Here is an 11,999-nt window from a genome sequence, read left to right on the forward strand (position 1 = left end):
CCGGCTTTGGGTGGAAAGCGGTCGTGCCGATCGTCAGCAACTAACCGCAGCTAAGCGCCTCATTTCGGACGCTGAACTCGAAATCCTCATTACCCGAAAGCCGACATGGATTGCCGCTGACGTTGTCATTGCTGATCTGACAACGCTCAACAACCTGACCCGATTGCGAACGCCCAAAGCTTACGATTGCCATATCCCAGCTGCCAACCGCTCGAGGCATGGTCTTGAGGATTGCGTGCAGCCCTTCATGCCCCAGGGACGGTGCTGCCTGCGCTCAGATGTCGGGTTATTGCCGCCCGGGCGGCGTGCGACACTATTGTTCGAAAGGCTCTCCCAGCGATGCCACGCCGTTGAGCTTGAGCAGACGTCGGTTCGAAGAAATGATGCCCAGCACGACGATTGTCACGAGATAAGGCAGGCTCGATAGAAGTTGCGAGGAAACGTCCAGTCCGGTGGCCTGGGCCGCCAGGCTTGCCAGGGAGACGGCGCCGAAGAGGCAGGCGCCGAGGAAGATACGGCTGGTGAGCCAGGTGCCGAAGACGACGAGCGCGATCGCGATCCAACCGCGCCCGGCAATCATGCCATCGGCCCACAGCGGCGTGTAGACCACGGCCGCGTAGGCACCGGCGAACCCTGCAAACGCGCCGCCGAAAGCGACGGCGGCGAAACGCACGGCGATTACCGGATAGCCGAGCGCATAGGCCGCCTTAGGATTTTCGCCGACGGCGCGCACGACAAGGCCGGTCTTGCTGTAGACGAATACCGCCCAGATGGCGACGGTCGCGGCCAGCGAGAGCCACACGATGACGTCCTGGGCGAACAGGCCGCCGATGACCGGGATATCTGAAAGCCAGGGCAATGAAAGCTTCGGTAGGCCTTTGACCGTGAGGCTCTCATAGCTCTTACCGAACAGTGCCGAGAGGCCTTGGCCGAGTATGCCTATGGCGAGTCCCACTGCGACCTGGTTCGCGCGGAGCCCCAGCGCGATGACGGCAAAGACAAGGGAAAGAGCCGCGCTGGCGAGGCCCGCGGCGAGGAAACCCAGGAGGTGACCGCCGCCGTGATAGACGATGATGAAGGCGACGACCGCCCCCATGGCCATCATTCCCTCTACGCCGAGATTGAGGACGCCGGCTCGCTCGGCCACCATTTCGCCCAGCGCGGCCAAAAGGAACGGCGTGGCCGCAGCCAACGTTCCGGCGACGATGAACTCGAGGGCATTCATGGCGTGCTTCCGTGAGCAGCATGGCGCCATTCGAGCCGGTATCGGACGAAGGCAATCGCGACGAGATAGGCGAGCAACAGGCTGCCCTGAAAGACCCGGACCGCGGCGACCGGCAGATTTGCCGAGACCATGGCGTTGTCGCCGCCAATATAGAGGGCCGCCATGAGCAGCGCGGAAAAAATGATGCCTATCGGGTGAAGGCCGCCGAGATACGCAACGATGATGGCGGCATAGCCGTAACCGGTCGAGATGGAGCGCTGCAATTGGCCGAGTGGCCCGGCCACCTCCGCCGCCCCGGCGAGGCCCGCCGCGAAGCCACCGATGAGGAGGGAAAGCCAGATCGCGCGTCCTTCGTTGAAGCCGGCGTATGCGGCCGCGCGCGGAGCAAGGCCGCCGACCTGCAGCTTGTAGCCAGCGAAACTCCTCTGCATGAAGACCCAGGCGGCGAGGGAGAACGCGAAGGCGATAAGCAGCGAGACGTTGACGCGGGTGCCGGGGATCAGGATCGGCACCGTCGCGTCGTACTGGAACATCACCGACTGTGGGAAGTTGAAGCCGGCCGGATCCTTCCAGGGGCCTAGAAGCAGATAGTTGAGAAGTTGCGCGGCAACGAGCGCCAACATGAGTGATACGAGAATCTCGTTTGCGTTGAGCCGCACGCGCCAGAACGCCGTGAGCGAGGCCCAAAGCGCGCCGCCCAGTGCGCCGAGGAAGAGCATTCCAGGCCAAATCCACTGGCCGGTTGCCTGCGGGAGCCAAATGGGAATGGCCGACGCGAAGATTGCGCCGACAATGAACTGGCCCTCGGCGCCAATGTTGAAGATCTTTGCGCGAAAGCCGATCGCAAGCCCCTGCGCAATCAGCAGCAGCGGCCCCATCTTGAGCAGGACTTCCGAGAACGAGGCCCAAGACAGGAAGGGCTCCAGAAGCATCGCTTGGAAAACGGCGACCGGATCGCGGCCCATCAGGAGGTAGAGCCCGAGATTGAGCAGCGTCGCCACGCCGAGCGCGGCTGGCGGGGCGACCAGCTTGATTGCAAGCGAGGCGTGTTCCCGGCGTACCAGAACGGGAAGGAACGGCCGGGACAGGGCGCTCATGCAGGAACCTTTTCGGCGGTTGAATGGGCGCCGATCATGTATCGGCCGATCTCCTCGGGTCTGGTGTCGCGGGTCACCAGCGGCTGGCTCAGCCGGCCCTGATGGATCACCTGGATGGCATCGCAAAGCTCGAACAGTTCCTCCAGTTCCTCCGAGATGACCAGGATGCCCATGCCTTCGTTGCGCAGGGCGACAAGGCGCTGGCGGACGGCGGATGCGGCGCCGACGTCCACGCCCCAGGTGGGCTGTGCGACAAACAGCAATTTAGGGGACAGCATGATCTCGCGTCCCACGATGAACTTCTGCAGATTGCCTCCCGAAAGCGCGCCGGCCTCCGCTTCGCAACCGGGCGTGCGCACGTCGTTTTGCCGGATGCAGTCCTCGGTGAAGGCTTTGGCACGAGCAGTGTCGACAAGGCCGCGTTTCAACAAGCCGAACGGATGGGCGGTCAGGAGGCTGTTGAGGACGAGAGACATCTCCGGCACCGCGCCGCGGCCGAGCCTTTCCTCCGGAACGAAAGCGAAGCCCAGCCGGCGGCGGGCCGCCGCATTGAGCGCGCCAACATCCTTTCCCATCATGTAGATGCGATCGGATTTCTCGCGCGGCAGCATCGTCTCGCCTGAGATTAGCGCGGCGAGCTCGCTCTGCCCGTTGCCCGAGATGCCAGCGATTCCGAGAATCTCGCCCGCCCGAACCGTCAGGCTGACGTCGGAAAGCTCGGCGGCGAAGGGATCGTCGGGCCGATGGTCTAGGCGGACGATTTCAAGGCGCTTTTCCCCGCCGGAATGTGCAATAGCCGGCATGGGCTTCGGCATGTCGCGGCCGATCATCATGCGGGCGAGGTCGTGTGCGTCGTGGCCGCGGGGATCCACATTTCCTGTGATGCGACCGCCGCGCAGGATGGTCGCGCGGTCGCATACCGCGCGGATTTCCTCCAGCTTGTGCGAGATGAAAAGAATGGACACGCCGCCGTCGCGCAGCCGCCGCAATGTCTCGAAAAGCTTCTCCACCGATTGCGGTGGCAGGACGGAGGTCGGTTCGTCGAGGATCAGGAGCTGCGGTTCGGTCATCAGGCAGCGGATGATTTCCACCCGCTGCCGCTCTCCAACCGAGAGCGCGTGCACATGAGCGAGCGGATCGACCTCCAGGCCGAAGTCGCGACCGAGCTTGCGGATGCCTTGCGCAAGATCCCATTTCCTCCCGGGCACGACCAGCTGGACGTTCTCCACAACCGTCAGCGTCTCGAACAACGAGAAATGCTGGAAGACCATGCCGATCCCCTTGCGCCTCGCATCCGCCGGGGACGCGAGCGCAAGGGGCTCTCCTTTCCAGATCGCTGTTCCCGCGTCTGGCTGCTCGACGCCGTAGATCAGCTTCATCAGCGTCGACTTGCCCGCTCCGTTTTCCCCGAGGATCGCATGGATCGAGCGCGGAGCCACATCCAGATCGATGCCTCGATTTGCATGGATCTGGCCGTAGCTCTTGGAGATGCCGCGCAGCGACAGCAGCGGGACGGTCATTGTCACTTCGGCAGCGGCGTAGTGACACCCTTGACATGCCAGTCCATGGCGACGATCTCGGCCACGGTCATCGTCTTACCGGCGGGGACGCCTTCGCTGCCGTCGGCCTTGGCGATCGGACCGGCAAAGGGCGAGAAACTGCCGTCGGCGATCTTGGCTTCGACTTCCTTGATCTTGGTCATGATGTCTGCCGGGATGCCCGGGTTCCAGTCGACGACTTCGACGACCTTGTCGCCGACACCCAAGAAGGCGCTGGCGCCCTTGAAGGTACCGGCAAGGTGGGCGTCGACCGAGGCTTTGAAGAAGGGCGACCAATCGGTCGCCACGCAGCCGAGATAGGTCTTGGGCGCGTATTTCTTCATTGACGAGTTGAGGTTGAAGGCGGGGATGCCGGCCTCCTCGCAAGCCGCAATGACCGAAGGCGTGTCCTGCGCGTTGGAGAAGATGACGTCGCATTTCTGCGACAGCAGCGCCTTGGCGGCTTCCTGCTCCTTGGCCGGGTCGAACCAGGAGTTCACCCATACGACCGAAACCTCGACATCGGGCTTCACGGCTTGCGCACCCAATGTGAACGCGTTGATTGATGTGATCAGTTCGGGGATGGCGAAGGCGGAAACGGAGCCGAGCTTGCCGGTCTTCGAAAGCGCGGCTGCCGCCATCCCCATCAGATAGGTGCCCTGGGAGTATTGTGCCGCGAAGGGCGAGAAGTTCGGCGCCACCTCGAAACCGGAAGCATGCAACACGGTGACGTCGGGATTGCGGCGCGCGATCTGCAGGGCGCCGTTCTGATAGCCGAAGGAGCCGGCGATGAGAACCTTGTTACCGTCCGCGACCGCCTTGTTCATGATGCGGTCGGCGTCGGGACCTTCCTGAATGTTTTCGAGAATGGTGACCTTCACCTTGTCGCCGTAGGCCGCCTTGACCGGATCGAGCCCGTCGGCCAGCGCACGGCCCCAGCCAACGTCGCCAACCGGCGAGGGGACCACCAGCACGATGCCCAGTGGTCCGTCGGCGGCGAGCACGCGGCTGCCCACCGCGGCGACAAGCCCGGTAGCGGCAGCGCCCTTCATCAATGTTCTGCGGGTAAGATTTGTCAGCATGTTGGTTCCCCTTGCTTTTGGTTTTGGTTGCTAGAATTCCACGGTGGCGAGCGCCGCCTCGGCTTGCGCGAACAGCCTTGCCTCGTCGAGCCCCGGGAACTCTCCCCGTGCCCAGACGATGCGGCCGTTGATCATCGTCATGTCGGTCGGCGCGCCGATGCCTACCTTGGCCAGCAGGCTCAGCGGATCGTGCCGCGTGCCGACATAGTCCATGCGCCGCGTGTCGATGGCGAACAGGTCGGCGGCCATGCCAAGCGACAGCCTGCCGATGTCGCTGCGCCCGAGCAGCGCCGCGCCCCCGGTCGTTGCATAGCCGAGAAAATCGCCAGGCGGCGGAACCGGGTGGTCACGTGTCGACGCCGACAGGCATTGCAGCATGTAGGCGGAATGGATGCAGTGCATCAGGTTGGAATTGTCATTCGAGGCTGCACCGTCGCAACCCAGCCCCACTCTGAGCCCGAGGGCCGACATCGCCGGTATGTCGGTGATTTCGGCGCCGACGAGATAGACCGGCTCCGGGCAGTGCGCGACGCCGGTGCCAGTGGCAGCCAACTTGCGCAGTTCGTCATGGGTCAGCTCCCAGCAATGGGCATAGAAGGCATCCGACCCGCAGAAACCTATCTCCGCGCAATAGTCCACCGTGCGCAGGCCGTGGCGGGCTTGCATCACCGGGCTTTCGCCTTCGCCGACATGGGTGTGCATGCGGACCTTGCGGTCGCGCGCCAGTGTCACCGATTCCACGAATGTCTCGCGATAGCAGTTGACCGGCTGGCACGGCGCGACGACGACCTGGCGCATGCTGAACCTACCGTCATCGTGATAGGTATCGATCAGCCGGGCGCAGTCGGCGATGAACTCGTCCGTCGTTTCCAGCATGGCGTCTGGAATGGTCGAGCCTTCCGACTTCGGCAGTGTGTTGCCGCCACGTCCGGCATGGAAGCGCATGCCGAGCAGTTCGGCCGCCTCGAACTGCCGGTCGATGAGCCTTTTGCCGGCATGCCGCGGAAAGCAGTACTGATGGTCGAAGGCCGTGGTGCAGCCGTGCTTTATCAACTCCGCCATGGCCGTGACCGATGCGTGGTAGAAGCACTCCTCGTTCAGCCGAGAAAAGATCGGATAGATGCGGTCGAGCCATTCGATGACCGACAGCTTGGTCCAGTCCAGGTCGGCGCGGTTGCGGACGAAACACTGGAAGAAGTGATGATGGGTGTTGACGAGGCCAGGATAGACGAACCAACCGGTGGCGTCGTGGGGGACGGTCCCGACAGGCAGTTCCCCTTTGTCCAGGCCCTCGCCGATGGCCCGTACAGCCGCGCCGTCGGTCAACACGTCGACGTTGCGGCGGATGCGCGAACCGTTGCCATCGTCCACGATCACCGCGGCGCAGTTCTTCAAGAAATAGCCCGCCACGTCAGGCCTCGCCTCCTTCAGGGATCGGCTCGGGCTTGAGCTCGTGCAGCCGATGGATGCCGGGCATCTCGATGAAACCCTCGACGGCGCGGATCGCCCGCGACCAGAGCCGGATCGCGGGATAGGGATCGAGCGAAACGCCCCCGTCGGGCGCCAGCGCCGCATAGGGAAAACAGGCAATGTCCGCGACCGTCGGCCGGTCCAATGCGAGGAAGCGCTGGCCGCGGATACTCTGTTCGACGAGACCAGCTTCCAATTCGCGCAGGGCCGCCGTTCCCTGTCCCTGAAGGGCATCGATGTTCCCCGGGCGCAGCAGCATCTCGTGCAGGCGCGCTGCCCCCAGGCTTGCGGTCAGCCGATGCGAGAAGGAAATCCACTGCTGGACGCGCGCCGCATGCATGGCAGTATCGTTGCCCAACCATTGCGGTGCCGCCGTCGCGGCAAGGTAGACAAGCATGGCCGAAGATTCGGTCAGGACGAGGTCGCCGTCCTCGAGAATCGGGATCGAACCCGCCGGATTTAGTGTCATGAGTTCCGGACCGCGATGCTCGCTGCCGGGATGAAAATCGACGGGCCGGATGCTGAGCTTCACTCCTGCCAGCGCGGCCATCAGGCGCACCTTGTAGCAGCTTGGTGACAGCACGTAATCGTAGAGCTTCATTGCGCCACCAGTTGCGCGCCGTAGGTGTAGCCATGGCGCTTTAGCCAGCGCCGGTAGGCAACCGAAGTCAGGTCGGCTCGCGTGGGTATCTCCATGGCGGGGTCAAGCGGCAGCAGCCCTGGAATCTGGTTTTCGAGGATCGACCGGTCCTGGACAAAGATCGTCTGCTGGAAATGGATCAGGTCTGTCATCGGAGTCTCGTCGTCGAACAGCGCCATCCATGGCCACACGTTACACAGGTCTTCGGCAAGCGGCTGCACGAAAAGCGTAATGACGTCCCATTCGCCCGGGCGCGGCGGGCAGGTCTTGTAGAGGATTGAGCAGGTCGGCGCGGGCACGCGATACATATATTCCGTCGTTATGCCGCCTTCCGCCGATTTGGCGGCCTGCGGCTGGTAGAACTTCACCTGGGTCGCCCAAACCTCGTCTTCGTCCTCCCGGATCTCGACCTTGTAGTTCTGGACCTCTGTGTGCGGTTCGGAGCCCAATATGTCGGTATGGACGAACGGAAAATGAGCAATGTCCAGGAAGTTCTCCACGGCGCGCAATGGCGAGCAGCGCACGCGAACCACCCCGACATCGACGAGCCGGCGGCCGGGCTGATCGGCCTCGGGGATCCCAAACAGCGGCTTTTGCGGATCACCGAGCGAAGACCAGACATGACCATAGCGGATGCAGGCCGGCAGCGCGTGTTCGTTGCCGCCCGTGACCTTCGCGTTTCCGTCTTCGCCGCGCCTCACCACGATCGGCTCGCCCATCAGCGCCGTCATGCGTCCATGCACATCAAGCTGGCTAGCGAGGCCGACCGGATACCATTCGTCGATCATCGCGTTACGGATCATTGGGCGATCCCGCTGCGTGAAATATGCTCGGCCGCCCGTCGCAGCGCCTCGGCGGCCCTCGACGCGGCGATACGCTGGGTCGGATTGCTATCTTCGTCCACCAGAACATGCATCAGCGTCCGCGCTTGCCCTTCGGGGGCAAGCAGCAGCTGGACGGTCTGGGCATTGTGCGTATAGTCGAGCAGGCCTGCGGCGGACTTCGTGCCCGCCGCCGCCTCCAGCGCTGCGATGTCCGTTTCCGCCATCATCGAGCGCAGGGGGGCAAGGCCGTCGAACCGCGGCGGCCCGGCGGCGGGTTCGCCAGCGGAAATCCATATGATACCATCGCCGTCCTCAACGGGCTGCATCGCGACACGAATCGTGTCCGGCGGCGTCAGTCCCGGATGGGCCGGGATGCGCAGGCAGTTTCCCTCCTGGGCATATCTCCAGCCGTGATAAATACAGGACAGGGTCTCACCGCGCACGAAGCCGCGGGAAAGGCGCATGCCGCGATGGGGGCATCTGTCGGCAAAGGCCGCCGCACGGCCGGAGCGGCTTCGCCAAAGGGCAACTGGTCCGGCTGGCGATTGCGCCGGCATTACGGTTCCCGCCGGCAAGTCCGCAGAGAGGGCAATAGGCATCCATGAGCCGGTCGGATAAGGCCGCATACATCAACTTTCAAACAACACCAGGTATCTTCCCGCGCCCAGCTTCGCGGTAAAGGATATGCTAATAGACCGGGTTACGTTTGCACAACATTTCCTCACTGACAACAATGCCCCAAAAAAGGTGCATGGCGCCTTTGGCGGGCAGAGGCCGCAGGCCGGAAACTAGCCCGATTCGCTCTCGAGCGGCGCCCGGCGGATGGCTTCGACCCAGACATCGATTGGTCCAAGAGAGCACCCCATCTCCATCATGTCGATGAGCTCGGCCGGACCGGCAATGTCGAGTTCGATGCGGTCGCGACCGGCAACGCATATTGCCTGCGCGAGCCCGAGCTTGGCGGCGTAACGCTCGATCCACAGAAGAAAGGATGCCGCCTCGACATCGCCGAGGATCGTCATGCGCTCTCGCGAGGAATATTGCTCGCTCATAGAACCTCGGCAATGAAACAGATTAACTATATACCTATTTACATTGTGCTCAATCGCTGAAGCATTGGACGACCTACTGCCCTGGGCCTATGCCCCCGCGCCGCTCAAGGCCGTGGCCTGAGAGCAGCGGTTACCTTCCGCGCGACATCCAATCCGGCAGGCACGTCGGTATCCCAGCGGTCACCGACAACGATGGTCGCAGCCGCCGTCACTCCGAGTCGCTCAAGCGCTCTGCATCATGAAGCCGCTTGGCTATCCGACAGATAGGGCTGGCGACCGATGGCCTTTTCTATGTGATCAGGCAAGCGAAGCGGCAGCGGCGGAATGTTGGACAAGGTTACTCAATGGGGCAGCGTGGACGCCGTCATTAACAATGCCGGGGTCGGCTCCCGCCGATCAGGCATCGAGGCCAATGAATCGCCAGGCCAGCGCTGGTCAAAGTTGCGCGGCCCCAATCTCGATTCGGCCTACTTCGCCTCCTCGTACGCGCTTCCGGTGATGCGCGATTGCGGCGGTGGGTCGATCGTAAACATCTCGTCGACGGCCACGCTGCACGGAAACTGGGGATTGTACGGCGGTGGCAAGGCGGTGGTAGAGGCGCTCACACGCTCGCTGGCGATGGAAGGTGCGCCATTCGGAATCCGGGCCAATTGTGTCAGCCCCGGTTGGATCGCCAATGAAAAAGAACCCGCGTCGAGCACAACCTTCTCGGGCGAATGGGAAGTTCCGGCCGGGTGTCTTCAACCGCATGGCAACCCCCAGCGAGATTGCTGCAGCGGATGGCCTTCCTCGCTAGTGGGAAGCATCCTTCATCACCGGTCAGACGCTTGTGGTCGATGGCGGAATTGGTTTTGCCTGCGCCACGCTCTGGTGGGGTTTTTTTCACCGTAGCGCTCTCCGCGACCACGGAGCGCTAATGGATCGTGTGAACGAACTGAATACTGCGGGTCACATGGCGAGGGGCCATATAGATGATGTAACGCCATGCGATCAAGTAAATTGTTTTCATTTAGGTTAGCACAAATGGCCGCTCGCAGTACTCCCCCTTAGCCTTCGGGTGTCTTCCACCCTCGTGCGTTTTGGTCTTCGGCGCCGGAGGCTACGCCGGCGCCCTTTTCTAGCCTTTGTGCGTCTAGCTGGGCGATGAGTTCAAGCGACGATCTTGAACTCATTTTTGTTGCATTGTTTGCGCACGCCAGGCTGCGAGGGCGCCGGCAGTGTCGCCATTTTTGCTCGGCTGAGACCTGAAAGTTTTAAAGTGATCCCACGCTTGATCGCAGGGATCCTGTTGACCAGACCAAGCGCGACATTGCGCAGGACGCGCAACAGCGGGGCGCGCGTAAGCGCCATGCTCGTCAGTCTCCCTGCCAGCTCAATCACTTCCTGCGCCGCCGGGCGACGCAAGCCCTCGTATAGGTTGAGCTCACTTTCCGGACGGACGCCGTTAATCACATCGCCGAGCAGTTCTCCCAGCACCACGGCATCGATCAGACCGGTATTCATGCCCTGGCCGCCGGCCGGGCTGTGCACATGCGCGGCGTCGCCCATCACGAACAGCCTCTCATGGCGATAGGATTTGGCGATGCGGTGATGCACGCGAAAGCGTGAGCTCCATGTCAGGTCGAGCACCCGCGCCCGGCCGCCGGATGGTCCGCGGGCGTCGAGCAGCGCCTGGATGTCTGCGATAGCGGGCTTGTCTGGCGCCTCGTCGACGGTCGCGACGATCCGGTACGATCCATCGGGCAGTGGCGCGACGACGACAAGCCCGGCTGGCGAGAACAAAAGCGAGACTTCCGTCGCTCCTAACGGCCAGTCGAGACGAACGTCGGCAAGAACAAAAACACCGTCATAAGCCTCGCCGTCAAAACCGATGCCGGCGGCCTGGCGAACCACGCTATGCATGCCATCGGCGCCGACCACATACCGCGCCGAGATCGTCGTCTCGCGGCCATCCTGAACCACTGTGACATGTGCGCCATCGGCGTCCTGCGTCACTGACTTGGCTTCGACGCCCCGGTGGACAACACCACCCAGCTTGGCGATACGGTCGGCAAGAACTTCTTCGGTCAGGTTCTGCGGGATCATCAGCACGTAGGGATATGGCAAAGGCAGGTTGCCGAAGCCGAGCTTGAGCAACATCCGATCACGATCGCGGATAGCGAAATTCTCGAGCTTCAGGCCGAGTTCAACCAGACGCCCGGCGACGCCGAGCCGCTCCAGCGATGCAAGCGTCTGCGCATGAACCACTCCGGCGCGCGAAGTGTGGAGGCCCATGGCAAGGCGCTCGACCAGGACGTGATCGATCCCTGCCTGGTGCAGGGCGATGGCCAATGCGAGGCCGGTCGGACCGGCGCCGATGATCATCACTTCGGTGGTGTCGGGCAGCACTTCTTTCTCTCCGTTTATCAACAGCTGTTGACTTTCTAATAGTCACGCTTGAATTTGTCAACAGTCGTTGATAAACGAGTGTTCATGAGTACGAACCCGTCGAAGAAGCCAAGCAAATCCGACCGCACGAAAACGTCGATCCTTGAGGCTGCCAGAGGACTGTTCGCCGAGCATGGCTATGACGGCGCATCAATCCGCGACATCGCTGCGCGTGCCTCGATCGATCCGGCGATGGTGATCCGGTACTTCAACAGCAAGGACGAATTGTTCGCCAGGGCGGCACTCTTCGACCTGCAGCTTCCGGCAACATTGGTGACCGAACACGCCCCCATCGGCGAAGCAATCATCAAACGTTTTCTGGAGACTTGGGAAGGATCGCCGGGTGCTAACGGCATGGTCATACTGCTGCGCTCGGCGGCGTCGAACGAATTCGCCGCCGAGAAGGTGCGCGACGTGTTCGCCAATCAGATTAGGCCGGTTGTTGCGGCATTCGGCAGCCCTGCGGATGCCGGGCGGCGCGCCGGGCTGGTCGCCAGCCAGTTGCTGGGATTGGCAACATGCCGCTATCTGCTACGGCTGCCACCCGTCGTGGCTTTGTCCCAAGAAGAAATCATTGCGAATGTCGGCCCGGCGCTGCAGCGTTACGTTATGGGTCCGGAGGTCCAGTGAACTGTTTGCTCCGG

12 protein-coding genes and 1 pseudogene are annotated in these 11,999 nt (G+C 62.7%); 2 read left to right on the forward strand and 11 right to left on the reverse strand.

What is annotated here, in order from left to right; translation table 11 throughout:
- Positions 1-313 precede the first annotated feature (313 nt).
- The 10 genes and pseudogenes from X742_RS141920 to X742_RS1000000176845 form a co-directional block, all read right to left on the reverse strand.
- Entirely contained in the window at positions 314-1,225 is a 912-nt protein-coding gene (locus X742_RS141920; RefSeq protein ID WP_023775213.1) for an ABC transporter permease, read from the reverse strand.
- Positions 1,222-2,322: an ABC transporter permease gene (locus tag X742_RS141915; RefSeq protein WP_023775214.1), complete on the reverse strand. Its 1,101-nt coding sequence runs from the start codon at positions 2,320-2,322 to the stop codon at positions 1,222-1,224. The genes X742_RS141920 and X742_RS141915 overlap by 4 nt, the downstream gene beginning before the upstream one ends.
- Positions 2,319-3,842, reverse strand: coding sequence for an ABC transporter ATP-binding protein (locus tag X742_RS141910; RefSeq protein ID WP_023775215.1), 1,524 nt, complete (start codon positions 3,840-3,842; stop codon positions 2,319-2,321). The genes X742_RS141915 and X742_RS141910 overlap by 4 nt, the downstream gene beginning before the upstream one ends.
- 2 nt (positions 3,843-3,844) lie before the next feature.
- The gene (locus tag X742_RS141905; RefSeq protein WP_031248644.1) at positions 3,845-4,939 is read right to left on the reverse strand and encodes a BMP family ABC transporter substrate-binding protein; all 1,095 of its coding nucleotides are present in this window, start codon (positions 4,937-4,939) and stop codon (positions 3,845-3,847) included.
- 33 nt (positions 4,940-4,972) lie between these two features.
- Positions 4,973-6,352, reverse strand: coding sequence for an amidohydrolase (locus X742_RS141900; protein ID WP_023775217.1), 1,380 nt, complete (start codon positions 6,350-6,352; stop codon positions 4,973-4,975).
- Position 6,353: 1 nt separating this feature from the next.
- Positions 6,354-7,013 carry a glutathione S-transferase family protein gene (locus X742_RS141895; RefSeq protein ID WP_023775218.1) on the reverse strand — a complete coding sequence of 220 codons (660 nt, stop codon included), beginning with the start codon at positions 7,011-7,013 and terminating at the stop codon, positions 6,354-6,356.
- A complete protein-coding gene (locus X742_RS141890) occupies positions 7,010-7,855 on the reverse strand; it encodes an aromatic ring-hydroxylating dioxygenase subunit alpha (RefSeq protein WP_023775219.1) in 846 nt (281 codons plus the stop codon). The genes X742_RS141895 and X742_RS141890 overlap by 4 nt, the downstream gene beginning before the upstream one ends.
- On the reverse strand, positions 7,852-8,502 hold the full coding sequence (locus X742_RS0138835; protein ID WP_031248645.1) for a Rieske (2Fe-2S) protein: 651 nt from the start codon (positions 8,500-8,502) through the stop codon (positions 7,852-7,854). The genes X742_RS141890 and X742_RS0138835 overlap by 4 nt, the downstream gene beginning before the upstream one ends.
- Positions 8,503-8,664: 162 nt before the next feature.
- Positions 8,665-8,928: a hypothetical protein gene (locus X742_RS141885; protein WP_023775221.1), complete on the reverse strand. Its 264-nt coding sequence runs from the start codon at positions 8,926-8,928 to the stop codon at positions 8,665-8,667.
- A 104-nt stretch (positions 8,929-9,032) separates the two neighbouring features.
- A pseudogene (locus X742_RS1000000176845) lies at positions 9,033-9,149 on the reverse strand (hypothetical protein); the annotation flags it as partial.
- A gap of 103 nt (positions 9,150-9,252) precedes the next feature.
- On the opposite strand from X742_RS1000000176845, the gene X742_RS1000000173355 reads away from it, so the two are divergent.
- Positions 9,253-9,819, forward strand: coding sequence for an SDR family oxidoreductase (locus tag X742_RS1000000173355; RefSeq protein ID WP_084569687.1), 567 nt, complete (start codon positions 9,253-9,255; stop codon positions 9,817-9,819).
- A 258-nt stretch (positions 9,820-10,077) separates the two neighbouring features.
- Here X742_RS1000000173355 and X742_RS141875 read toward each other — a convergent pair whose 3' ends face one another.
- Positions 10,078-11,316 (reverse strand): NAD(P)/FAD-dependent oxidoreductase, encoded by a 1,239-nt coding sequence (locus tag X742_RS141875; protein ID WP_031248647.1) that lies wholly within the window; start codon positions 11,314-11,316, stop codon positions 10,078-10,080.
- Positions 11,317-11,364: 48 nt separating this feature from the next.
- On the opposite strand from X742_RS141875, the gene X742_RS141870 reads away from it, so the two are divergent.
- Entirely contained in the window at positions 11,365-11,985 is a 621-nt protein-coding gene (locus X742_RS141870) for a TetR family transcriptional regulator (RefSeq protein WP_245275646.1), read from the forward strand.
- Positions 11,986-11,999: the final 14 nt, after the last annotated feature.

Source organism: Mesorhizobium sp. LNHC229A00 (genome assembly GCF_000502415.1).
In the GTDB taxonomy this organism is placed as follows: Bacteria; Pseudomonadota; Alphaproteobacteria; order Rhizobiales; family Rhizobiaceae; genus Mesorhizobium.

Excerpts from the sequence above, each read along its gene's own strand:
- X742_RS141920 (WP_023775213.1), bottom strand. The coding sequence starts at position 1,225 with ATGAATGCCCTCGAGTTCATCGTCGCCGGAACGTTGGCTGCGGCCACG.
- X742_RS1000000173355 (WP_084569687.1), top strand. The coding sequence starts at position 9,253 with ATGTTGGACAAGGTTACTCAATGGGGCAGCGTGGACGCCGTCATTAAC.
- X742_RS141910 (WP_023775215.1), bottom strand. The coding sequence starts at position 3,842 with ATGACCGTCCCGCTGCTGTCGCTGCGCGGCATCTCCAAGAGCTACGGC.
- X742_RS141890 (WP_023775219.1), bottom strand. The coding sequence starts at position 7,855 with ATGATCCGTAACGCGATGATCGACGAATGGTATCCGGTCGGCCTCGCT.
- X742_RS141895 (WP_023775218.1), bottom strand. The coding sequence starts at position 7,013 with ATGAAGCTCTACGATTACGTGCTGTCACCAAGCTGCTACAAGGTGCGC.
- X742_RS0138835 (WP_031248645.1), bottom strand. The coding sequence starts at position 8,502 with ATGCGGCCTTATCCGACCGGCTCATGGATGCCTATTGCCCTCTCTGCG.
- X742_RS141885 (WP_023775221.1), bottom strand. The coding sequence starts at position 8,928 with ATGAGCGAGCAATATTCCTCGCGAGAGCGCATGACGATCCTCGGCGAT.
- X742_RS141915 (WP_023775214.1), bottom strand. The coding sequence starts at position 2,322 with ATGAGCGCCCTGTCCCGGCCGTTCCTTCCCGTTCTGGTACGCCGGGAA.